Annotated in this window: 21 protein-coding genes; 12 read left to right on the plus strand and 9 right to left on the minus strand. The window is 44.1% G+C overall.

Going from position 1 to position 24,444, the window contains the following annotated elements:
- Window positions 1-639 precede the first annotated feature (639 nt).
- Both HBAL_RS15965 and HBAL_RS15970 read right to left on the minus strand, forming a co-directional pair.
- Window positions 640-1,200 (minus strand): hypothetical protein, encoded by a 561-nt coding sequence (locus HBAL_RS15965; protein ID WP_012778228.1) that lies wholly within the window; start codon window positions 1,198-1,200, stop codon window positions 640-642.
- A complete protein-coding gene (locus tag HBAL_RS15970; protein WP_149037554.1) occupies window positions 1,197-1,862 on the minus strand; it encodes a ParA family protein in 666 nt (221 codons plus the stop codon). Before HBAL_RS15970 ends, HBAL_RS15965 begins: the two co-directional genes overlap by 4 nt.
- Window positions 1,863-2,214: 352 nt before the next feature.
- Here HBAL_RS15970 and HBAL_RS15975 point away from each other — a divergent pair, with 352 nt between their 5' ends.
- From HBAL_RS15975 to HBAL_RS15990, 4 genes are all read left to right on the plus strand, one after another.
- A complete protein-coding gene (locus HBAL_RS15975; protein WP_012778230.1) occupies window positions 2,215-3,495 on the plus strand; it encodes a hypothetical protein in 1,281 nt (426 codons plus the stop codon).
- Between the two features lie 125 nt (window positions 3,496-3,620).
- Window positions 3,621-4,223, plus strand: a complete 603-nt coding sequence (locus HBAL_RS16520; RefSeq protein WP_012778231.1) for a DUF805 domain-containing protein — start codon at window positions 3,621-3,623, stop codon at window positions 4,221-4,223.
- A 49-nt stretch (window positions 4,224-4,272) separates the two neighbouring features.
- On the plus strand, window positions 4,273-5,859 hold the full coding sequence (locus HBAL_RS15985) for a tetratricopeptide repeat-containing sulfotransferase family protein (protein ID WP_012778232.1): 1,587 nt from the start codon (window positions 4,273-4,275) through the stop codon (window positions 5,857-5,859).
- Window positions 5,860-5,994: 135 nt separating this feature from the next.
- On the plus strand, window positions 5,995-6,885 hold the full coding sequence (locus tag HBAL_RS15990; RefSeq protein WP_041302576.1) for a tetratricopeptide repeat protein: 891 nt from the start codon (window positions 5,995-5,997) through the stop codon (window positions 6,883-6,885).
- A 57-nt stretch (window positions 6,886-6,942) separates the two neighbouring features.
- Here HBAL_RS15990 and HBAL_RS15995 read toward each other — a convergent pair whose 3' ends face one another.
- From HBAL_RS15995 to HBAL_RS16010, 4 genes are all read right to left on the minus strand, one after another.
- The gene (locus HBAL_RS15995; protein ID WP_012778234.1) at window positions 6,943-8,358 is read right to left on the minus strand and encodes a type II toxin-antitoxin system HipA family toxin; all 1,416 of its coding nucleotides are present in this window, start codon (window positions 8,356-8,358) and stop codon (window positions 6,943-6,945) included.
- Window positions 8,358-8,618, minus strand: a complete 261-nt coding sequence (locus HBAL_RS16000) for a helix-turn-helix domain-containing protein (protein ID WP_012778235.1) — start codon at window positions 8,616-8,618, stop codon at window positions 8,358-8,360. The genes HBAL_RS15995 and HBAL_RS16000 overlap by 1 nt, the downstream gene beginning before the upstream one ends.
- Window positions 8,619-8,770: 152 nt before the next feature.
- Window positions 8,771-9,385, minus strand: coding sequence for a histidine phosphatase family protein (locus HBAL_RS16005; RefSeq protein ID WP_012778236.1), 615 nt, complete (start codon window positions 9,383-9,385; stop codon window positions 8,771-8,773).
- Between the two features lies 1 nt (window position 9,386).
- Window positions 9,387-10,211: a 3-deoxy-manno-octulosonate cytidylyltransferase family protein gene (locus tag HBAL_RS16010; protein ID WP_012778237.1), complete on the minus strand. Its 825-nt coding sequence runs from the start codon at window positions 10,209-10,211 to the stop codon at window positions 9,387-9,389.
- A 196-nt stretch (window positions 10,212-10,407) separates the two neighbouring features.
- On the opposite strand from HBAL_RS16010, the gene HBAL_RS16015 reads away from it, so the two are divergent.
- Window positions 10,408-11,523, plus strand: a complete 1,116-nt coding sequence (locus tag HBAL_RS16015; RefSeq protein WP_012778238.1) for a beta-ketoacyl-ACP synthase III — start codon at window positions 10,408-10,410, stop codon at window positions 11,521-11,523.
- 51 nt (window positions 11,524-11,574) lie between these two features.
- Here the strand turns inward: HBAL_RS16015 and HBAL_RS16020 are convergent, their stop codons facing one another.
- Both HBAL_RS16020 and HBAL_RS16525 read right to left on the minus strand, forming a co-directional pair.
- Window positions 11,575-11,991, minus strand: a complete 417-nt coding sequence (locus HBAL_RS16020) for a response regulator (protein WP_012778239.1) — start codon at window positions 11,989-11,991, stop codon at window positions 11,575-11,577.
- A 2-nt stretch (window positions 11,992-11,993) separates the two neighbouring features.
- Window positions 11,994-13,466, minus strand: a complete 1,473-nt coding sequence (locus HBAL_RS16525; protein ID WP_012778240.1) for a PAS domain-containing sensor histidine kinase — start codon at window positions 13,464-13,466, stop codon at window positions 11,994-11,996.
- Between the two features lie 249 nt (window positions 13,467-13,715).
- Here HBAL_RS16525 and HBAL_RS16030 point away from each other — a divergent pair, with 249 nt between their 5' ends.
- From HBAL_RS16030 to HBAL_RS16055, 6 genes are all read left to right on the plus strand, one after another.
- Window positions 13,716-14,720: an SDR family oxidoreductase gene (locus HBAL_RS16030; RefSeq protein WP_012778241.1), complete on the plus strand. Its 1,005-nt coding sequence runs from the start codon at window positions 13,716-13,718 to the stop codon at window positions 14,718-14,720.
- Window positions 14,721-14,849: 129 nt separating this feature from the next.
- Window positions 14,850-15,953 (plus strand): glycosyltransferase family 4 protein, encoded by a 1,104-nt coding sequence (locus tag HBAL_RS16035; protein WP_012778242.1) that lies wholly within the window; start codon window positions 14,850-14,852, stop codon window positions 15,951-15,953.
- Between the two features lie 147 nt (window positions 15,954-16,100).
- Window positions 16,101-17,267: a nucleotide sugar dehydrogenase gene (locus HBAL_RS16040; protein WP_012778243.1), complete on the plus strand. Its 1,167-nt coding sequence runs from the start codon at window positions 16,101-16,103 to the stop codon at window positions 17,265-17,267.
- A gap of 147 nt (window positions 17,268-17,414) precedes the next feature.
- Complete coding sequence (locus HBAL_RS16045) at window positions 17,415-17,657, plus strand: hypothetical protein (RefSeq protein ID WP_012778244.1); 243 nt, start codon at window positions 17,415-17,417, stop codon at window positions 17,655-17,657.
- A 24-nt stretch (window positions 17,658-17,681) separates the two neighbouring features.
- Complete coding sequence (locus HBAL_RS16050; RefSeq protein ID WP_012778245.1) at window positions 17,682-19,223, plus strand: glycosyltransferase family 39 protein; 1,542 nt, start codon at window positions 17,682-17,684, stop codon at window positions 19,221-19,223.
- 96 nt (window positions 19,224-19,319) lie between these two features.
- The gene (locus tag HBAL_RS16055; RefSeq protein WP_012778246.1) at window positions 19,320-20,294 is read left to right on the plus strand and encodes a KpsF/GutQ family sugar-phosphate isomerase; all 975 of its coding nucleotides are present in this window, start codon (window positions 19,320-19,322) and stop codon (window positions 20,292-20,294) included.
- A 29-nt stretch (window positions 20,295-20,323) separates the two neighbouring features.
- Here HBAL_RS16055 and galE read toward each other — a convergent pair whose 3' ends face one another.
- A complete protein-coding gene (gene galE / locus HBAL_RS16060; protein ID WP_049763230.1) occupies window positions 20,324-21,388 on the minus strand; it encodes a UDP-glucose 4-epimerase GalE in 1,065 nt (354 codons plus the stop codon).
- Window positions 21,389-21,645: 257 nt separating this feature from the next.
- Here galE and HBAL_RS16065 point away from each other — a divergent pair, with 257 nt between their 5' ends.
- On the plus strand, window positions 21,646-24,435 hold the full coding sequence (locus tag HBAL_RS16065; protein ID WP_012778248.1) for a S8 family serine peptidase: 2,790 nt from the start codon (window positions 21,646-21,648) through the stop codon (window positions 24,433-24,435).
- Window positions 24,436-24,444: the final 9 nt, after the last annotated feature.

Raw genomic sequence — 24,444 nt, forward strand, 5'->3', positions numbered from 1 at the left:
TAAAGGATTTTAGCAGCATCTCACAAACTTAAAATTTGCTCGAAAATTAAGACTTTTCGTCAATAATTAGGAAAAAGACAAACCACGACCATCCAAACGTGGCTGTTTCCCTCTCACAATCCAAAAAACAATCTAAACTTCCAATACACACATCAAACTTCAAATGACCCAATTAAACACTTACCTTTCACGATATTTTGTGTTGGACCTAAGTTAAATTTGCATCTAGGGAAAGTTTGGTTTTAACGGCGCTGTGAGCCTGCGTGAGAGCCGTTTTCGTTTCAGCTGCCCCTGCACATAAATAGCCTAAAATAGCTCTCCAGCCCCTCGGAAAAACGATTTTTCCCTAAAGGATATTTGAATGCTTAAGCCAAGCAAACATGCCTTTGCGAAAACGTGTGTCATTCCCAAATAAATTAATATTATCAGTGTTTAAACGAGATGTGTCTGTTCGCCAGAATGGGGATTAGACACACTTCGTTTAAACAAAACAACAGAATATGAAATCAAATTTTTTCAACAGGGTTCAAGAATATCCAAAGCTATGGAGAATGATTTTGGCGAATAGACACGCTCCTTCCTCCAATCTCTTGACTGGAAGATTGAACGTTCAATTTTCATTTGGTTTAGAGGTTTTGCCTATCTGACAAAGCGTGTGCGACCTTCGGCATGAAGACGCGCATTAATAGCTCCAAAAACATAAGTCGTAACATCGACATGGTTTTCAAGCGCAACAAGCTTGAGGAAATGGCGTGATGTTTCGCTGATGCGGAAATTAAGCTGAACCTGCTTGCCCTTTCCTTTTATATTCAGGCGCGCATTGTCATGTTCGTCGATAAAACCTTTGATCCGGCGCTGATATTCACCAAAAGGTGTCGCTTTTTCTTGGCCCAATTCTTGTGCAATACCATCTCTAGCCTCTTTAAGGCTTTGATATTCGCGTTGTTCAGGATGTTTGACATCAAAAGCTGCTTTTAAATCAGCTGGCGACACACTTGGTCCCATGCTTGTATTTTCATCAATTTCTGGCGCAGGTCTTTGCGTCGCTTGATATCCGGTTAGCGGTGTTTGGTTGTCTTGTTCACCTGCTGAAGCAGGTTGAGCAGCTGCATTGGCCCCTACTCGCGATGCATTTGTGGGCGCAGTATTCCCAGCTTCTTTGCCGCGAATATTTGGTTCTAAGCCTTTGAGAAAACTCATGCTGCATTCCCCCGCATAGCTCTTGTTTGTTCTAAACGTTGGCTCACCCATGCCCAGAGATCGCGGATCTCTTTGGCCGCTTGCGTGCGAGAATGTTCAAGCAATGGTGAAGAGCCAGCGGCAGCAGCTTCCATGAACTGAACGCGGTCATGGATAATAACTGGAGCCACTGGGTATGAGCATTTTACTTCGACAAACTGACGCGCATCATCAGCGAGTTCTTTCATTTCTTTTGGCACGCGATTGATAACCACAGCGCCAGGTGTGTTCACTGTTGCAGCAATCGCGATTGTCGCTTCAATGGCTTCAAGATCATAGGCTTGCGGCTGTGTTGGGATCAAAACGAGGTCGACTTCATTGACGATCAGAAAACTTTCTTGACCAATATTTGGCGGCATATCGTAAATAATGAGGTCCCTTCCCTCATTTTTTGCAGCTCTTAGCAGCTGTGGAAGCCGATTTAATGTCGCTGCAATGGTCGCTGGTTCGCCATCTAAGCCCTGTTGTGTGCGCTTATCGAATTGATTCAGGCTCGTCATTTGCGGGTCTAAGTCGAAAATGGCGACTTTTCTTCCCGACTCATGAGCCGCAAATGCAAGATTCTGTGCCAACATTGTCTTGCCTGCACCGCCCTTTTGGCTCGCTATTGCTATCAATTGCATGCGCATTTCCTTAAACCCTCAACAATTTTCCTAAGAAGTACAATGGATAGGTTTCTATTTTGCTAACTTGCCAGCTTTCTAGAATGCTAGCAGTATCGCGCTCTAGCTATATAGATGTCTGGATATCTAACATGCGAGCATGACATACATATAGAGATACATAAGTATATTGGTGTAGCTGTATATACGCATATACATATAGGGTTCTACATAGACACACATATATAGTGATAGTTTCCTGATTTTATGGGGATGCTTAACTTGGCCTTAAGCTCGTCGCTCTAATTATGGGCTTCATATTCGCAAATGAGGGCAGCCTCTAACTGCGTAGAGTACGAAGAGAGCCGGTGAGATGGGCATTTTCCCAAGAAAAACGCACAACCGAGAACCTGAACTTGCCCAACAAGAGGGGCAAGATGCACCTGAACATGGGCTGCCAGGGCAGGTGATCCGGATCACAATCATTATGCTTGTGCTTACGTGTATGTTGCTTTCTGGCTATGGAAACATTGTGACATGGACGGCCGGGGTAGAGGGGGTTGATTACTGGATCGCTTTTGGAACCGGCATCATCTCTGAAATTATTGGGGCCGTGTTGCTTGTTGTGATTATTTGGTGTTTCGCGCGTCCAAGTATTCCGCGGCTTTTAATGGCGCTTTTATTCTTTCCTGTTTGGTCAATGGCGACATTTCAAAACGCGAGTGCAAGCTGGTCTTATTATGTTGACGCGTCTAACGCAGAAGAGCAGGCGAGTGCGCAACGCCGAGCCCTAGAACAAAAGAGCGCGCTGAAAACCCAATCTGCTTTGGCCGCTGAGCGCATTGAGGAGATTAAAGAAGAACTTTCCTTTATTGGCATGACGCGCACGCCGGATGAAATTAAAGCCCAGCGCGACCGTTTGCCGGAAAATTATGTGACGAAGAGGGCACAATTGTCTTCAGAGCTGAATAAAGCAGAACGTCGTATTTTTCTGGACAATGAATTGATCGAACAAAGAGATATTCTGGCCAAAGCGACGGGAGCAGGGGCCAATATAGAAGTATCAACCTCTATTGTTGGCTCTAAAGGGGCAACGCCATTGCCTATTTCTGCGGATGGAGAGCTAAAAGGCGCACAGTTTGATAGTGTCTGGGGTTTCCTCCAATTTGTGCAATCAAACCGTTTAGGTAGTCTCGTGTTGGTCATGGAGATTATGAAATCTTTCGGCTTATTGCTTGTAAATGTTGTGTTTGTGCGAGAAGCGCAGAGCAGGGCCATGCAAAATGCCCAACCTCAAGCCAATATATATGCGCCAGCTCCTGCACCTGTTGCGGCCAATGATGGACGCTACGCCAATGCAGGTCAGGCAAACGCGCCAATTGCACCTGTGGCTCAAGGTTTGGGACCAAAGCGGGCAAAAGTGGTGCAAATGTCTGCGCCGCAAAAACAAAATGCATCCGTAAACCGTGCACCGGCATCATCAAAACAGGCTCCTAAGCCTACGCCTGAGCCATCTGCATTTAGTTTTGAATTTGCCGGTGAAGATGGCGTGCAATTGCCATCTCAAAGCTATGAAGAGCCAGAAATTGACACAGCCGAAGAGGGCGATTCAGACGAGCCTCACGCAATCGGTATTGCAAGCAAATTTGTATAATGCTGCTTTGTAACAACACAGCATTTTCACTTTGATTCTGGCTTCTTTTTAAAAGTTGCGCTTAATAAAACTGTGTCATGCGGTTTTTATGGCATTTGAGCAGTATAGCTACAAAGGCCATCGCGATGATCAATTATCTTTTCGGCACAAAAGGGCGCATTGACCGGACCGGTTGGTGGGTGAGGATGTTTTTCATCTTACCGCTTTTATTCGTGACACTTTTTACTGTTATTTTGGTGTTAGCCCGTATTGCCACTGACCCTGGAAACGACCGACTTACAACTCTTAGCCCATTGTTGATGATAATGTGTGTATTGTTTTTTGTGCGGGCCTATATCGCCACTTCAGTGCGCCGCCACCATGATATGGGAAGATCAGGATGGAATATGCTCTGGGTTTTGGTGCCGGGGATTGGGGCTATTATTGATATTCTTGTCAGTGGTTTTATGCCGGGGCAGGCTGGGCCCAATAAATATGGGCCATCACCTAAACAGGCATTTTCGCCTGAGAAATCAGTCCCATCATATGAAAAAACTCAAACCAAGACGCTAAAACCGGATGGCAATTGGACAATGCCAACAACATCTGTAAAAACGCCAGCTCACATGCAGGCTCCAGCAAAAGTTAAGCGCCAAGTGCATGACCGTTATGATCGCTCTAATAAGGTGCAAACACCTTTGGTGACACGCCATGTCGGTTTTTTTGGGCGATTGCTAGGAAAGAAATAGATAAAGTTCTGGCCAGCTTTGTCGGGCAAAAAGATCAGTTGAGATATTTATGAGCATTGTTGGAGGCGAATTAAAGAACGCCAAAAAGCGTTTGAAAGTGCAGCATTTAATGACGCTTGCAGAGTCGGCACGTCCCAATTTATCTCACTCTGATAAGGCGAAAGCAGGGGAGGCAAATTTTACGCTGGGCCAATGTTTTCTTGAGCAAGGTAAAGTAGCTCAAGCATTGGCATATTTTCAAACCGCGATTGATAAATGTCCTGAAAGTGCAAAATATCTAAGCCAGTTATCCAAAGCACATCTCATGCTGCGCAATGATGAGGAGGCGCTTACATTTGCGCTTCAAGCGTTGGAGTTTCTTCAGGGTGAAACGGATGCAAATACGCACAACACTTTAGGCTATGTGCTAACGCGTTTCGGGCATCACAAGTTTGCGCTTGGATTGTTTGAAAAGGCGGTGAAACTAAATCCAAACTCGATAGAGTTTCGAGACAATCTCGCCAGAAGCCACACATATTTTGGAGACAAACGCAGCACCGCTTTGCAATATGAAGCGCTGCTGAAACTAGATCCGCTCTATGGAAAAGCGCATTTGGGATTGGCTGAAATCACAAAATGCACAGCAGAAAATAACCATATTGATCGGTTGGAAAACGCGCTTGAAAAGGCGAGCCGTAAAATTGAAATCATGCGGATTCAATATGCTTTATCCAAAGAAAACGAGGACTTAGGACAGTCTGAAGAAAGCTTCAAACACTTACATGCGGCCAATACGCAATTTATGTCGAATGTGAAATTTGATGTGAAACATGATGAGGAATTGATAGGGGCTTTTCTAGATGTCTATAAAAAAACATCGACGAAAAACATCTCAAAAATAGACGATAAGGTGTTGTTTATAGGCGGTATTCCGCGCACGGGGACAACACTTGTTGACCGAATTTTATCGGCGCATTCAAGTGTTGAATCGGCCGGAGAACTCCAATCCATGCCATTGGCGGTGAAGCAGGCATCGGGCACAAACTCTAAAATTGTGTTGGATATTGAGACCATAACTAAGGCTGGAAAAGCGGATATAAACGCAGTTGGGCGCGCTTATATGACAAATGCACGCCTGCATGTTGGCGCAAAGGATAGCGCTGTTTTTACCGATAAATTACCGCTCAATTTTATGTATGCTGGCTTCATTTTAAAGGCATTGCCAAATGCCAAAATGGTGTGTTTGCGGCGTCACCCTATGGATACAATATGGAGCAATTACAAACACTTATTTGGAGGCGGCGCGCGATATCACACTTATTCCTACGATCTAATAAGCACAGCGCGCTTTTATCTGGCCTATCTAAAAATGACGGATTTTTGGGCCCAGGAATTTCCCGAACAATTTATGATTTTAAGCTATGAAGACCTCATAGCGGACCAAAGATCAGAGACTGCAAATTTGCTCTTACATTGTGGATTAGATTGGGAAGAGGGGTGTTTAGATTTTCATTCTTCCAGCAAAGCTGTCGCCACCCCAAGTGCAAATCAAGTGCGCGAGCCGCTCTATACTGGGTCCATTGGAAAATGGAAACGTTATGCAAAAGAGCTAGAAGGTGTAAGGCTGTTTTTGATCGAAAATGGGGTGAAGGTTTAAAGTCAATCAGCCTACATTTATGCGGATAAACATAACAGCTTTCTCGCTAACAAACTCTCGCCATCATCTGCGATTGTAATTAAAACCTAAGTTATGTCTTTTCGACTAATATCGTTTTTTGGTTGGGGTAATGGTATGAAATTTATATTTACATTCGCGGTTTTGAGTGTGGTGACGGCTATATTAGTCTCTCCAGTTTATGCTGCATCTCCAGCTCAATGTGAGAAATTGGCGGGTATGCCAGCTGATCCGGAAAGTGATTTTTCTGGTATTTTATTTAATAAAATCAATGCTCCAACAGCTATTTCTGTTTGTCGTGAAGCGCTGAAAACAAACCCGGATCAAGCAAATATCCAGTTTTGGCTAGGCCGAAGCCTCGCTAAAGCAGGACAGGATGAAGAAGCTATTGTGTGGCTAATGAAAGCATCAAATGCAGGCTATGTTGCTGCCCATCTGAATCTTGGTTTTTCATATGCAAATGGTTTAGGTGTCCCAAAAAATATGGAAACAGCTTTTGCATTGTATGAAAAATCTTCAATTATTCCCAGTGCTAAGGTCACGCTGGGGCAAATGCATCAATATGGAATTGGCACACAAAAAAACTTGGCAATAGCTGTCAAATGGTATGAAAAAGCGGCTGCTCAGTCTTACGGACATGCCAGCTATATCCTTTCTGGTTTGTATGAGCACGGCATCCATTATCCTCAGAACAATTTGAAACAACTCGTTTATTTGAAGCGTGCAGCAGAGCAGGGGTATGCTATTGCGCAAACCAAAATCGGAACAGTTTACTTTGAAGGTAAGAGATTGCCTCTAGATAAAAAGTTCGGTTGTGACTGGTTTGAAAAAGCGGCCGCACAGCAAGATGCCCGAGGCGAATTTAATTATGGTAATTGTTTTGTTTTGGGGGAAGGGCGAGACATGGATATCCAAAAAGGCATTGAATATCTTTCCCGTTCAGCAAACCAAGGCAATGAACAGGCCGTCGAATATCTGGGTATGATTATGGCTATGGGGCCATTGTAAACAAACGCAAATTTATAAAGTCTTGCTGACAATTTGCTGCACCAATGACGAAACATTCTACATAATTTGCAGAGTTTCTAGGCGTTTTGTGCTGGCTTTGTGTAGGCTTTCTGTCAGCTCGCTGGGGATTTTATGTTGTGTGCTTGCTAAAATAGTGTCGATCGCATTTGGCAGGCGTTTGCTGAGATCATCAATGAGGTCTGATATTGCAGATTTTGGTAAACCGGCCAAATCAGCCGTTTCCTGAAAATGCCGGCGCGTGATTTCATCCATGCGATAATGGTTTGAACGACCTACAGACAGAGCCAGTTTAAATTGGTTTTGTGAAATCTGGCCTTTGTCGACAATGTGCTGCGCGGTTAGCACATCATAGATTGGCGCAAGTATAAATCCGGGGGCGGGGTGGTTTGATTGAGCGGGGATAGATTTAGGGATATGTCGCAAAGAAAAATTCTTTGCATGACCATCTGTTGCCCCCAAAAGATAGAAAACAAGTTGTGCCCGCATAAGCGTTAAACGATCTTCAAGCGGATTATTGCTCTCTTTTAAATGCGCAAACATATCCAGCAAATTGGGGCCGGCATCGCGTTGGTATTTTCGCGAAGAGGGAAGGTTGAGCGCCTGACAGAAATCTTCTTGCGGTAGACGTAGCAAGCGATTGTCTTTTGTTAGAAGGCGATCAAAGCGTTCCACAATCAATACTTTTTGATCTTCAAATATAGCGATGTCAGCGTGCGTTGTTTTTAATCCTAAATGCGCACAAAGTTTGAGACAAAACCATTCATTTTCAACGCTATCGTGCATATCGACGCCGTTTGAAAGCATGCCGATTGCGGGCTTGAAAATATGTGTTGTTGCGCTTGTGCCAATTGGTTTTCGCCAAATGCCTGAACCATTCGCGGATTGGTAATATTGCAGTGCCGTTTTATCTTGGGCACCTGCTATAGAGATACGAAAATCATTTTTGTATTCGTCTGTTAGTCCAAGAGGGGTCTGGCGTAACTGGCGCAACATTTTGGCAAGATCTTCTTCGCTTAATGCCTCTCCACCAGCGATTAAACCTGCATGTCCTGGCTCTATGTCTGTTGGTAATAATTGCAAAGCGCCGACACAATCCATGCCGATGGCGGCAAGGAGGGAGAAGGGATCTGTGCCATCAGCTTTAAATCGCGTGGCTAGACTTTCTCGCACTTGCTGTACATCAGGCAACAGGTTTTCAAACACATTACGCACACGCTCATCAGCGTATTTTTGCGTCTGTAATGGCATGCTGGTTGAGATGGGTGTGGCACCATGCCAATTTAACCAATTTGCATCATAGACAAAACTCAGACCGCCATCAGTTGCGCGTGTCAGTTGACCAACACATCTAGCATTTAGCCAAACTTTTAAGGTTTGCGAACGCGATATTTTCAATTTGCCAGATGCGCTCGCTGTTAAATGTAATTTACGGCGAGAATGGTTTTCAGCCATTAATAAATGTCCTCAAAATTGGCTGTGTCGTCTGGTGTTGAGTTTGGTTTGGGCATGATATGTAAATCCATATCTAGCGCCATAAGCACATCAAATAATGTGGAGAGGCGAGTGGCCGGTTCGCCGCTTTCTAGTTTAGAAATCGTGGCTTGGCGCACATTCACGCGTGCTGCTAATTCAGTTTGAGTTAAACCTTTTTCAAGCCTGATTTTGCGAATGGCATCGCCGACATTGCGCGGGCTACGGATAATATCTGTCATGTCTGTCTGCTTTATCTGACTAAGAAAGCAATATACGCTATTGCGTATGAAGACAATATATACGGTTTCGCGTATAAGTCAATTAAATACGCATATGCGTATAAATTGCATGGATGATTGCAGCATGATTATCCGAAAAAGCGGGATAATGTTTAAGGTCTGACATTCCACTCTAAAATAGCCAGATCATCATGAGCGCTAGCTTCTATTATTCCAAAAGCGCCGGTTTTTAATTTTAGCGCGTGTTCACCCGTATTGCCAATTGCTTGAAGCGCAAAACGCGCCACACCATTGGAAGTGACAACAAGAACGGGGCCGGTTTTACCTGTTTCAGCTGCTATTTTTGTAAACAGATCTTTCCACGCTTGAATCAATTGTGCCGGTGAGACTTGCCAGCCATCTGGCGCGATCGCGTCACTTTCCCAAAGGTTTAATGCATTTTGGCCGATGCGGGCGATGACATCGTCTTCGGGTTGGTTTTCATCTGGGCCATAATCAATTTCGCGAAGGAAATCCACTAATGTGAGAGCAGGGGGATTTGATTGGGCGGCTAGAATTGTTTTGGCTGTTTGCTGGGTACGCAAAAGCGGGCTGCAATAAGCAGCATCAAATTGTGTAACACGCTCTGCCAATAAAGATGCGAGCGCATCTGCTTGGGCTTGACCAGAATTAGAAAGCGGAAGATCAGTGCGTGCGCCAACGCGTGTGACGACATCTCCCTTATTAAATGTGTTACCATGACGAATGATATAGATTTGGCGGCTCATATTATTGGTCTTTATTCTGCGTATTCATCGGGTCGCCTTGTTCAGCGATTAGCTTTTCGGCAAAAGCTGCATCTTCTGGCGTGTCGACGCCCCACATAGCGGCATCTGTCGTGGTGACGGGGACAGTCATAATGCGCATGCCATTTTCAAGAAAACGCAATTGTTCAAGGCCTTCAAGGCGCTCGTAATGGCCTTCGGAAAGTTGTGTAAAGCGCTGTAAAGCTTCACGTTTATAGCCGTAAAGTCCAATGTGACGCCACACAGGAGACATTGCGCTTTTGCTACGCATGTCTGCTTCTTTGCGATTGGCGGGCATTTCGGTTTTAGAAAACCACATCGCTTCACCATCGGCGCGGCGCACACAGCTTGTGCCGGAAAAGGGTTGTGATTTCTTCTGAACGCGCATGATATCCAATGCGTCCCAGCTCATGTTTAAAACGGGAGTGACGACATCACAGCCAGATGTTTTTCCTGCTTCAATAATGGCTTGAACATGAGAAGGCGGCGTGAAAGGGGCATCACCTTGAAGATTGATGATGAAATCTGCCCCGGGCGCAAAAATCTGGGCCGCTGCGAGTGCGCGATCTGACCCTGAAGCCAGATCAGGATCAGTCATGACGACAGGTGCGCCAATCTCTTTTGCGTGGGCTTCAATATCTGCATTATCTGTGGCGACGACATAAGAGACATTGGCATTTTGGGCGCAAACTTTTGCAGCTATATCCACCACGCGCGCCAGCATGGAATGGCCCGCAATGACATGCAGAGGTTTGCCCGGAAACCGTTTGGAAGCGTATCGAGACGGAATAACGATCAAGGTTTGCATGGGTGAACTCGCTGGCACAGATAAAGCAAAATCAGATTGAAAATGGGTAGGACGGTTCTGATCTTATGTGAATAGGGGAGCGCCGTCATTTTAGCTTTTTAAATCCGTGCAGGGGCAATTCAATGGGACTAGCCTCTGGCTAGGATGAATTAAATGGGTATTATGGCTGACCCAGTATCTATCGAGTGAGGATTTTGTGACAGCACGTATTAGCGCCACAGGGCTTTGGACGCCGCCAAACAGCATTTCAAATGAAGAGCTTGTTGAGTCATATAATTCATATGTTGAGCGTTTTAATACGAAAAATGCCAACGCGATTGAAACTGGGGAGGTGGACGCATTAGCGCCGTCATCGTCTGCTTTTATTGAAAAAGCTTCCGGTATAAAAGCGCGATATGTTTTATCTAAAGAACCCATTTTGGATAATGACATCATGGCTCCGCGTATTGCTGAGCGTCCAAATGATGAGATTTCTGTTTTGGCGGAAATGGCTGTTAAAGCTGGGAAACAAGCTCTTGAACGCGCCGGTCGCAAGCCTGAAGACGTCGATGCTGTGATTGTCGCGTGTTCTAATCTGCAACGTGCTTATCCAGCAATTGCCATTGAGGTTCAAAAATATCTAGGCACGTCTGGGTTTGCTTTTGATATGAATGTGGCGTGTTCATCGGCCACTTTCGGGATTGAAACTGCACGTGGTTTAATTTTAGGTGGTCAGGCCAAATCTGTTCTGGTTTGTAGTCCTGAAATCTGTACAAGCCACATGAATTTCAAAGACCGTGATAGCCATTTCATTTTTGGGGACGTGGCGACGGCCGTTTTGGTCGAATCTGAGGAGAAGAACCATGATGGTAGCTGGGAAATTATCGGATCGAAACTGATTACAGAGTTTTCCAACAATATCCGCAATAATTTCGGCTTTTTAAATCATGCAGCGCCTGAGGGTGTTGGCAAACCTGACAAGCTTTTCGTGCAAAATGGTCGCTCAGTGTTTAAAGAAGTTGTGCCTATGGTGGCGCAAATGATTACTGATGAGCTAGCGGTCAATAATATCGCACCGGACCAAATCAAGCGCATGTGGCTTCATCAGGCTAATATCAATATGAATAATTTCATTACCCAAAAAGTGCTGGGGAAAGACGCTGATATAAGCATGGCTCCTGTAGTTTTGGATGAATATGCAAACACATCTTCAGCGGGATCTATCATTGCCTTTGATAAGTATAATGATGATTTCACTGCGGGTGATATTGGATTGATTTGTTCATTTGGCGCGGGATATAGCGCGGGTCTCATTATTGTTCGGAAGACATAAGAGATATCGTCCCCATATTGGAGCGAATAGGGGACTTGAACTAGATGTAGCTTAGGAGTCGTCTGATGGGGTGTTTAGGGACGCGCTCCAATCAGCGTAAGATTCTGTTATTTCTTGCAAATGTGCTTGTTCAAGCGGTTTGATAATGTATTTTTTGACGCAATCAAAAGACATGGAACGTTGTTTGTCTTTTTCCTGATCTGAAGACGTCAACATGATCACTACGGAAGATTTATAACCTTTCTGGGAAAAGGCATCTAGGAATTCATGTCCATTCATAGCTGGCATATTAATGTCTAGAAAAATCAGGTCAGGTTGTGTTTCTAGCGTCGCCAATAATTCCAGCGCTTCTTTTCCATCATAAACTTGAAGAACTTTAATCGTTGGATCGAAAAATTCTATCGCATATTTGGTCAAATGCTGAGATGCTTTGCTATCATCAATAATTAAAACTGTTTTTAATTTCATTGTTATACTTTTTCATCTGAGGATAATGGTAGGAGCAATCTGAATTTGCTGCCTTTGGCTCTTGGTAGAAAGCCAATTTCTCCACCGAGGAGTTCAGCGCTCTTTTTGACCATATACAATCCTAATCCTGAACCGTGGGCAACACGGGTGTGAAATCTTTTAAACATTTCAAATAGTTTAGAATGATATTCTTCAGGAACACCAAGTCCATTGTCTGTAACTTCAAGTATAAAGAAATTGTTTTTAGTCCAAGCCGTGATGTTTAGATAAGAATTTTCTTCTTGAGTATTCTGATATTTGATAGCGTTGGATATTAGATTTTCAATGATCAAGTTGAACCGATTAGGTTGGGTTTTTAATACTAGATCTTTATTTAGCTCGATCTGGACATCAAGACGGTTGAAATTTTCAATATGAGACATTTTTTGGATCGCATTGGAAATCATGTCCCCAACATTGATGCTTTCAAGATCTTCATCTTGTTTTTGTGCCTGAGTTAGCGTGAGGATGTCCTGAACGAGTGTGTCCAAGTCTGTGAGTGAGTGTTCAACCAGATCTAGACATTGGCTTGCGTGTTCAAAATTTTTGTTGGCGATCTCTTTTTTGGACAATGCGATGAGAGAGGCGGAAGAGACGAGGGGAGATCTCAAATCATGCGATGTTCTGTAAGCAAATTCTTCTAATTCTTCATTTGCTTTTATAAGGGCTAATTCGGTCTGTTTCATTTTGGTGATATCGAGAAATACCCCAAAAACAGATATCGCATTGCCATGCTTGTCACGCGTTGATTCACCCGAAGAGCGCACATATACAGTTTGTCCACTCGTGTTTAATATACGTGCTTCGAAGGTGAAATCTTCATCACTTTCAATAGCTTGATCAAGAAGTCCGTTGACGATTTTTCGGTCGTCAGGGTGATAAAAATCTAATGCACTTTCGACATCTGGCGTGTAAGTGTCGGGCGTGACGCCGTGAATACGATATATTTCTTTTGACCAAAATAATTGATTTTTTACCAGATCAACGCGCCAATGGCCTAAATGGGCGATGGCCTCTGCGCGTTCTAAAAGTTCGGTATGAAATTTTAGTGTGTCTGCAGCTTTTTGTTGTCGTTGAAGGCTATGTATGACCCCCATATAATAGGGGGTGTTTTCAAACTCTATTTTTTTGACCTTCAGATTAACGGGAAAAATGCTGCCATCACAATGTTGTCCTTCGGCATTTCGTCCTACACCTAAAATTCTTGCTTCATTGGTTCTGTTGTAGCGGTCAATATAACTGTTGTGATGCGGCGCATATTCAGCGGGCATGAGTATGTTTACATTTTTTCCAACAAGATCAGTTTCAGAATAACCAAATAAGTCAGTGACAGCCTGATTTGAGACAAGAATTGAACCACGCCTGTCGATGATGACGACGCCTTCAATAAGCGGTGCGGTTATTTCACGAAAGAACCTAATTTGAGCCGTACTCATTGGCGTCGACCTCTTAATAGTTGAATTTTATTTACCAAGGGTTGAATAGCGTTTCAATGTCGTAACAGGCATTTTAACAAATGTCAGGTTGGGTTGATTCTAGGATAAGTGCAGGTGATTTGTAAAATACTTTAGTTTCTTACTCAGGAATTTTGTCGATTGAAACCTGTCGACAAGCCTTGCCAAAACACCTCCATTTGATATCAGACTCACGCATTAAAATGTTTAGCACAAGCGGAGTCGGGCACTATGAAAGTTTTCGTTACGGGTGAAAACGGTCAGGTTGTGAAAGCCCTAATCAAGCTTGCGGATCAAGATAGTCTCGATGTTTATACGGCTGGACGCCCTTGGTTGGATCTATCCGAACTTGCAGATGATGATAAATGTGAACATTTGCGTTTGATGATTGAAGATATTGGCCCTGATGTAGTCATCAACGCTGCGGCTTATACCAATGTAGATAAAGCCGAAGAAGAAGGGGACATGGCTGCGGCCGTGAATACGACAGGCGCTGGAGCTGTGGCGATGGCAGCGGCTAAATTAAACCTTCCCATTATCCAGATATCGACGGATTATGTTTTTGCAGGTGATAAAACTGCAGACATTTATGATCCAGAAAACCCCGAATATGCAGATTATGATGCTGAAGATCTGGCTGATATACGTGCCAATCTTAGTGATGGAACATATGTTGAGACGGACGCAACTCACCCTCAGGGTGTTTATGGGCAAACCAAGCTTGAGGGTGAAAAGCTCGCGGCTTATGTCAATCCAAAACATGTGATTTTGCGCACGGCTTGGGTTTATTCGGAAACCGGAAACAATTTTCTTAAAACCATGCTGCGGGTTGGTGCAGCGCGTGGTGAATTAGGTGTGGTCAATGATCAATTTGGCGCACCAACCCATGCTGATGCAATCGCACAAGGGATAGTGAAAGTCGCGCGCAATATTGTCGAACAGCCTGATAATACAGAGCTTTATGGTGTTTTTCACATGACTTGCCGTGGATATACGTCATGGCATGGGTTTGCAGAAGCAATATTTAAAGCGTCTGAGCTAGCCGGTGGACCTACACCGAAGCTGAATTCTATCACAACCGAAGAATATCCTTTGCCTGCGCCTAGACCAGCAAATTCGAGATTGGATTGTTCGAAAATTGCCAGAGTGCACAATGTTGAATTGCCCCAATGGCAAGACATGGTGATGAAGACCGTGGTTAAAGTTTTAGGACAAACGCAGGAAGATAAAAATTGAACTAAGGCGGCCAAACCATAGCCTTGATTGAGTCTGGTTGATATTGCGCTTGCTATCCAATTTCCATTGCCTGACAGCTTGTGATAGAAGTTGTTTCCTTAGGGTTGTGGCGCGGCAGGGTGTTTGTCCATGAAAAAGAATGCTGGTTTAGCGGTCAATGGTGCGTTTTTACATCGAGAAGCTTATCCAGAAGGGCGTGTCGCATCGGAATATTTGCGTGCTTTTCAGTTATTAAAAAAACAGCCTAGATATACGGATTTGCTGTCCGATCTTGAAATTCTACTTGCGGAACAGCCATTTGAAGAGGCGGCAGGCCTAACAGCTAGATATATTCAAGCTGGAAAGCTTCCCAGACCAATCTGGCACCAGATAAAATTACCTTTCATGGCGAAAGAGCGTTTGTTGATCAATTTCTGTAACATTGGTCCAGTGTTTCGAGCCAATGCTGTCGTGTTCATCCATGATGCCAATGTTTATGAAAGTTCCCATTCATATTCAAAGGCTTATGTGATTTACACTAAGCTATTGAATGCTTTAATGGGGCGCAAATACAAACGCATATTCACACCATCTCATTATGCAGCGCAAGCGCTGATTAAACAGGGGGTCGGCAATAGTGAGACGGTCCGTACCATTCATAATGGGGTGGATCATGTAACTCGACATCCTTCGGAAACATCAATTTTGGCAAAGCATGGCCTGAAGAAGAATGGGTATGTGTTGGGACTTTCAAATTCTTACAAACATAAAAATATGGGTGTTTTAATGGATGTGTTTGACCGTCAGAATCATCCAGAGATCAATATAGACCTGCCATTGGTTTTGTTTGGACCGGACATGAAGGAGACATTTCAGGATGAGGGCATTGAAGCATCCGATCAAATTGTCTTTGCAGGCCGGATAAGTGATGGCGAACGTCGCGCATTGTATGAAAATGCGATGTGTTTTGCTTATCCTTCCAAGCATGAAGGTTTTGGTTTGCCACCTGTTGAAGCCATGAGTGTGGGATGTCCTGTCATTACAACGCGGTGTGCCTCAATCCCTGAAATATGCGGCGAAGCTGTTGTTTATGCGGATGCTGATAATTCAAAAGACTGGAGCACAGCAATTTCAGCATTTTGGCAAAGTGAAAGTCTGCGAAATCAATATTCAGATTTAGGAAAAGCGCAGGCTAGCCAATATACATGGGAACGGGCAGCTCAGGCGCTCCTAGATGATTTGCTAGAAGTCTGAACGCTTAACGGGCATATCTGGCGTGAAATGTGCATCTTATTCTCTCAAATGCAAATCAGTGCTTGGGAACAACTTGCATAGTTTCTCAGTCATTGTATTTGTTCGCAGGTTCTTTTGTAAATGACAGTGTGGAATTGGAATTAGCACATGAAGATTGGTATCGCTGGGTTGGGGTATGTTGGACTTTCCAACGCAATTTTATTGGCGCAAAACCATGAAGTTGTCGCGTTTGATGTCGTTCAAGAAAAAGTCGATCTGATCAATGCGGGAAAATCTCCCATTGTTGATGCCGAGTGTGAGGAATATCTTGCAAAAGGCACGTTAAATTTACGCGCAACGACAGACCCGGTAGAAGCTTATGGCGGTGCTGATTATGTTATCATTGCAACGCCGACAAATTATGATGTTGATACAAACGCTTTTGATACTTCAACTGTCGAAAAAGTGGTCGATACGGTTCGCGGTATAAATCCAAATGCTGTGATGGTCATCAAATCAACTATTCCAGTTGGTTTTGTATCGGACCTGACGAAACGCACGGGTTGTCAGAATATAATATTCAGCCCCGAATTCCTACGGGAAGGGCGGGCATTGTTTGATAATCTACACCCAAGCCGCATTGTGGTGGGTGAAAAATCCGAACGCGCTAAAGTGTTTGCGGATTTACTAGCTGAAGGCGCGCTTGATAAAGATATTCCAATTCTGTTCACAGGTGCGTCAGAAGCTGAATCTATCAAGCTTTTTGCAAACACCTATCTAGCTATGCGCGTCGCTTATTTTAATGAGCTGGATTCATATGCAATGGCTCTTGGCCTAAATTCACGTGATATCGTTGATGGTGTGGGCTTAGATCCGCGCATTGGAACGCATTATAACAACCCATCTTTTGGATATGGTGGTTATTGTCTGCCCAAAGATACTAAGCAATTGCTGGCAAACTATGATGCTGTTCCGCAAAATCTTGTGCGCGCGATTGTGGATGCAAATTCAACACGTAAAGACTTTATCGCAGATGCGATCATCGCAAGAAACCCGAAAACTGTCGGTGTGTACCGCCTGGTCATGAAGGCCGGATCAGACAATTTCCGTGCATCATCAATTCAAGGCATTATGAAGCGGATCAAGGCCAAAGGTATTCAGGTTATGGTGTTTGAGCCAACCTTTGAAGAAGACACTTTCTTTGGTTCAGAAGTGACGAATGATCTAAACCGACTGAAATCCGAATGTGATGTGATTATTGCAAATCGCCACAGCTCAGATTTGTCTGATGTGCCAGAGAAGATCTTTACACGAGATTTATTTGGGACTGACTAGTCCTTGTGACCACGAAGCACTTGATCTAAAACCATATTCAAGCTGAAAGGCGTCTGAGTCGTTAGCTTGGATATGGTGCAATTGTAGATGGTATGCCAGTGAATGTTCGAGATAAAAAAGCGAATAGGATATGGCAGGGGATGATACATGGCTGTCCATGATTTTGAAAAACACAGAAAACGCAAACAAGAAGAACAAGCACGCATAGAACAGCAAATGCGCGCTGAAAAACGCAAACAAGTGTGGCGTGATCCCAAAATGAAATCCGTTTATATTGTTTTGATTGTTCTTGTTGTTGTAGTGGCCGGTTTATATCTAAAACCAGCAAGCCAAAAGGCACAAAATATGGGCAGTGTTAATCACTCTTCCCATACAGATTCGCAAAACTAGTTTTCAGTGTTCAGGCAGGCTTTTATGTTTAATTTTTCACAATGGCCTACATACCGTTTTGTGCTCATTGCCGTTTTTTTCTATGGCATTGCTCATATCGCTTTTCTACCGCCCTTTGAAGGTTTTGACGAACCGGCACATTGGTCATCGATTTCTCAATGGGGACATGAAGGGCGTATGCCGATATATGGACAAGATCAGTTTGATCGTGCCTTGCAAAATTATCCCGGCCCAATGCCGTATACTTTTCCGGGCGAAATTTCTTACCAAACATTTGATTTTGAAAAACATATTGGTCCACATAAAAGTGCGCCACCACCAGAATTTGTAGGAGTGGGTGGCTATAATTGGCAGGCGCAACATCCGCCTTTATATTATATTTTGCTTCAGCCTGTTTTTAAGGTGTTTAATTCTATGGACTGGGCGAGCCAGTTCTTCGCCTTACGCACATTAAGTTGGATTTTTGCTTTTACTGGATTCGTGATTGGGGTTGAGGCCAGTAAATCACTGTTTAAAGAGCATTGGGAAAAAGCGGCAATTATAATGTCTGCTTGGCCTTTCCTCGTGCCACAGTTTTTTCCAGAGATGGCACGTATTGGGAATGATAGCCTTTGTTTATTGTGCTTTGGCATTGTCTGGATGGCTGTATTAAAGTTGGACCAGAAACATCAGCCCATACGGTGGGCGGTGATACTTGGTATTGCTTTGGGGGCAGGGCTTTGGACGAAAGCGTTTTTCGTGCCGATAACGGCTGGATTAGCAGTGTATTTCTGCTGGCGTTATTGGATGGAACGCGAAATTGATACCATAAAATATGGTGGGACGAGTATTGGTTTGGCGTTGGCTATTGGCGTTGGCTGGTATGTTTATAAATTTATTGCATACGGCAATGCAATTGGTGGCGATGAAATGCTGCAATTTAACAAGGAGGGCGGCGTCCTTGTTAATTTCCTAGAGAATTTCAGCCTGATACAGATGCTTCGTGGATATGCCACTATTGGCATGTCATTCATCTATGTTGGCAATTGGTCTTTAGTGCGGACGTCACCATGGTTTTTGATAGGGCCGGCCATATTGTTGTTGTGGGTTGGATATAACTGGCTTTCAAACAGTGCAAATCAGCGTAAATATCGTTTGTTACCGCTCTTTGTACTTTTGCCTATGCTCGCTGGTTTAAGTTATCATCAAATATTGCGCATTGCGCTTGACGGTGAGGGAACCGGAACACCAGGTTGGTATTTGCACATACTCACGCCTGCTTTGGCATGTATTATTGCGTGGGGGTGGCCAAAGCATTGGGGCGTCAAATTATTGGTTGTGTATGGGGTGTTATTTGCAATCTACTCATGGATTATGCAATTGGCTCTTTTTTCTGGTTGCCGCATTCCCGGGCCAGACAATACCGGAGAAACGGTTTTTGATGCATCCAAATCTTGTTTAATAGATGGCGATAATCTTGCTGCGTTGACGTTTCCCAGCGTCGGCATATTCATGCTGTTAATGGCAACATCTGTCCTGATTTTTGGATGGTATTCATCTAGTCGAAAAGCCGCAGAAAAGCTGTAAACATTGACGGTTAATTGTATAAGGTTTACTCGCCTGTACAAAATGATTTGGTGATTTTCCGGTCAGAATCAAATGTAAAATAGAGTAAGGTATTTCATGGATTATCTAGCCAGCGCACGCGATGTCATAAATTGCGAGATCAAAGGCCTTGAGGCTCTGGTTCAAGCGTTGAATGTAGATAGTTCGGCTGTCATATCTGAAGCTTTTCCCCGCGCGATTAAACTCATGCAAAATGTAGAAGGACGCATAATTGTGTCGGGCATGGGAAAATCAGGCCACATTGCCAATAAGATTGCTGCGACTTTAGCCTCTACTGGTGCACCTTCTAGCTTCGTACATCCGGGCGAGGCCAGTCATGGTGATCTAGGAATGATCAGCCAAAAAGACATTGTGTTGGCGATATCAAATTCTGGTGAAACTAAAGAATTAGCAGATATTATTGCCTATACGCGGCGATTTAAAATTCCACTTATCGCTATTACATCCGGTGCAAATTCCAGCCTAGCGAAAGCGTGTGATTGTCTTCTGCTTTTGCCGCCAGCTGCTGAAGCATGTGGTCAGACGCGGGCACCAACCACAAGTACAACAATGACATTGGCAATCGGTGATGCCTTGGCCGTGACTCTGCTAACGGAAAAAGGCTTTGGTGAGACAGATTTCAAAGTTTATCATCCAGGCGGAAAGCTTGGTGCAGCATTTCGTAGGGTTTCTGATCTTGTTCGCGATCATGCGAATTTGCCGCTTGTTCAATCTGGATCTATCGCCGGCGATGCTGTGCCAATTATCTCCCAAGGTGGGTTTGGGTGTGTCGGCGTCATCAATTCGGCAGGAGATTTAGAGGGAATGATCACTGATGGTGATCTACGTCGACACTTTGGTAAGAATTTCTCGACAGTGATTGTGGACGACATCATGACAAAGTCACCACTAACCATCACTAATGATATGTTGGCCGCGCGTGCATTGGAGCTAATAAGTAGCAACCGTATTACTGCACTTTTTGTTCTAGAAGATAAAAAACCAATTGGAATTTTACACGTCCACGATTGTCTATCGGATGGCGTTATTTAGGCGAGGCGAGGGCTGGGCACGCAAAGACTTCAAGCTTCATCATATCCGTTCGGATTGTTTTCTTGCCATTTCCATTGGTCGCGACACATGTCTTCCATGTTGAGCTTTGCACTCCATCCTAGGAGCTTTTTCGCGGAGGAAGGGTCTGCATAAAAGCAGGCGATATCACCAGAGCGGCGCGGGCCAATCACCATTGGTATTTTTTTGCCGCAGGCTTTTTCAAATCCGGCGATGACTTCTTTTACTGAAGATCCGTTTCCTGTACCCAAATTGACGGTGAATGCGCCTTTGCCTGCGTCTAAATAATCCAGAGCTGCAAGATGCGCCTGCGCTAGATCGACGACGTGAATATAATCGCGCACACCTGTGCCATCTGGCGTATCATAATCATCACCCCAGATATTGATGGCTTCGCGTTTTCCACATGCCACTTGCACAACATAGGGTGCTAGATTGTTTGGGATGCCGTTTGGCGCTTCTCCGATACGGCCACTTGGGTGGGCACCGATAGGATTGAAATACCGCAAAATAGCAACATTTTTTATTTCACCAGAGCGGCGTACATCTTCCAGCATATATTCAACAGATAATTTGGTCTGCCCATATGTGCTGGTTGCGTTGCGCGGGTGGTCTTCAGTGTAGGGCAAAAATTTAGGAACACCATAAACCGTTGCGCTTGAACTGAAGACGATTTTGTCAATTTTGTTGGCTTTCATAGCACGCAGAAGAACATGCGTGCCAATAACGTTGACATCGTGATAATCAATGGCACGGACTTCGGACTCACCCACGGCTTTGAGGCCAGCAAAGTGAATAACCGCATCACATTTATAGTCTTTTATAGCTTTATTGATTTGATCAAAATTACGCACATCACCTTCAACGACATCAATTTTTGTGCCTGATAATTCTTCAAGTCTTTCTATGACGTGCGGGCTGGCATTGGAGAAGTCGTCGAAAACGATGGGTTTGCGGCCAGATTTGATAAGTTCAAGACATGTGTGGCTACCAATATATCCGGCTCCACCTGTAACAAGTATTGATTGCACTATCGTTTCCACTTCTTCGCTATACGTATCGTCGTTTGGGAGCATCACCAATAACAATGCCTTATTTCCATACCTTTTTTCAAAGGGTGGTAAAGCACAATATGCAGGAGATTTTTGGTTTCAAACGACCTGTGGAAGGTTGTAATCTCAAATCCCTAGTTTTCTCTATAAAAAAACATGCAAAATTGAACCTGTTTTATTTAGTTGTCTCAGGTCTGTATCAAGATACAAGTATATCAAGAGAGTGAATGCGTTTGTGAGCAATTGATACTCAGAACTAGATAGAAAGACTGTCATTAAATATGAGCGGACTTGTTTCAAAGTTGAAATGTGGCGCAGCATTTTGCGCTTTTGTGATTGTCGCAAATTGTGGAGGCGGGGGCAGCTCAACACCAACACCTACGCCGACACCCACACCAACGCCTGTGCCAACACCTACGCCAACGCCGACACCGGCCACTGCAGATATCAGCGTGACATTGTCGTCAGAGCTGCCTTTCCGTACAGATTCCGATACGAATAGTTATAGAGGCAGTCTCGTCAGAAACAATACGGCCGCGTCTGCTCAGTCGGTTGAAAATAATAGCTTTATATTAGGGTATGTTAGCAAGACAATTCCCGTCGATGAAAATGGTGCGCCTGAGGGGCAATTAGGCAATTCTTCGTCTACTGATGAGTTTGACTATTACAAAGCCAATCTTTTGGCAGGTGAAATTCTTCGATTAGAGATCGCACAAGAAGAAACCGCAAATCCGTCACGAGACACAGTCGACCCTGCGTCTGGTGTTGATCTGGATCTTGAATTGCTCGATCTTAGCGACAATTCTCTCCTAATATCCAATAGTTCCACTCAAGCGCGTGAAGAAATAATTGTTCCTAATGATGGCGAGTTTCTTATCAAAGTTATTGCCAGTTCGGGATCATCAAAATATGCGCTCACACTTGGTGGCTCGCAATTAGCTGGTGCAAGTGTTTCACAAATTAATCCTGCGCATGTGGCAATCGGTAAAGCTGTTGTCTCGGCAGACCAGAAAAAAATAGTGGCGGCGACACATGTAGGTAGGAATAGTAAATTTTCACAAATGAATGCTGGAGCGCGAGTGGAAATAGACTATTCTGAATTTCTCGCTTCCAATATATCTACGCAAAATAGCATTGGCTCAAAAAACAAAACGACACGGCATCAACGCCAAAGGGCGACACTTGATGCGATTAAAGCGATAAACCTTAAAGAAGGTCTGACTGTATTAGAGCCATATGTCTTTCCAAGAAAAGTTCAAATTGGTCCACCTTCCAATTTTGATCCATCGGCATCGCCTTCGACACAGTGGAACCTCTCTCAAGTGGAATGGGATCAGGCGAGGCAGACGCTTGCGGCGATATCAGTGTCACATACGCCGGTGATTGCTGTGATCGATTCCGGATTTTTGACATCTCACCCAGATATAGCAGATAGCATTATTGATCAGCGAGATTTTGTTGAAGCTGAATATGATGGCGATGGATTTGATGCAGAAGCAGAAGAAATCGTCGATCCAAATGATGAGAATGCTGATTTATGTCATGATTTTCACGGCACTCACGTAGCTTCTATTGCTTTAGCTTCGATCAATAACCAAGGCATGATGGGTGTATATCCAGAAGCAAAATTGATGGCGCTGAAAGTAGGATATAGCAAAAGCATTGGGCCAGATGGTGAAGATTCTGAAGGAGAAAACTGCGAAACTTTACCGGGAGATATCGCAAGTGCTATCCGTTATGCCGCGCAGCTTCCTGTGTCTGGAGTTCCGCTTGCGCCGGTTAAGGCCGATGTTATCAATCTCTCATTAGGTTCAAATTCACCTTCATCAGCAACGCGGTCTGCTATTAATGCAGCCACAGCAGCGGGCGTGATTGTGATAGGTGCGGGCGGGAATGAAGGTGGCACAAGCTTAGGAAAATCGCCTTTTTATCCAGCAGCTTATGATAATGTTTTTGCCGTTGCAGCATCTAATATAGATGAGAAACAAGCTTATTATAGTTCTGAATATGCTGAAATCGACCTGACAGCCCCTGGTGGAGATGTTCGTGTTGATTCAAATAATGATGGGAATTCTGACGGTATTATAGGTGCAAATGCGACATTAGAATCTGGCGCATTTGTTGATAGTTTGGCGCTCTATCAAGGAAGCTCGATGGCAGCTCCGCATGTAGCTGGTGCCATTGCTATGATGCGGGCGATTGATCCAACTTTGAATACATCTCAATTGCAATCAATGATGAAATCAGGTGTGTTAACAGTTGAAGCTGAAGATGAAGGTTTCGACTTTAAAACTGGATATGGCATAATTTCACTGCCGCGTATGATTAATGCAGCGCAGGGAAATGGGCATTTAAATGCTGTAACCACTCGCATTTCTGCTAATCCTAAGGAAATAGACATAGAGTTTTCCAATGGAAATGGAGAACTTGAAATTTCTAAAATCGGGGATGATGCTCTGTCAGTGTCATCTGTTATAGATCTGACATCACCTGACTGGTTGACAGTGACAGCTAGTTCTAATGTGGATGCGGATGGGATTGGCACGTATAATTTGGTTGCAGATACAACTGGGCTAACACAAGCGGTTTATGAAAGCACAATTCGGATTTCACTCTCTGATGCAAGTATGATTGACATAGCAGTGACTTTGCTGAAATCACCCACTTTACCGAGTGCTCCGGCACCGATTTATCCTAATTTATATGCATTGTTGCAGCAAGATATTGGGGATGGTGAAGGGTTTAATACAATTGAAGACGGGCAATTGGTGTCTGCAACTGGCCCAAATCCACAATATAATTTTACGGATGTTGAGGTAGGTGAGGGGTATCTTATTGTCGTGGCGTCGGATCTGGATGGAGATGGCTTTATTTGTAGCGATGGCGAAATATGTGGCTACTATCCTGATTTTGATCGTCCTAGCCAGAGTTTTGAACTAGAAGATGATGTAAATTTTGATGTGGAAATGAGCTATTTAGGGCGGGCAGGACCGATTGGTCCTAGCTCTGCAAGCGCAAGTGAAAAACTTGCAGGCTTGCAGGCAGATGGTTTAACGCTCCAAGAAAAATAAGTGATTTTT

It is taken from the genome of Hirschia baltica ATCC 49814 (assembly GCF_000023785.1).
Taxonomy (GTDB): Bacteria; Pseudomonadota; Alphaproteobacteria; order Caulobacterales; family Hyphomonadaceae; genus Hirschia; species Hirschia baltica.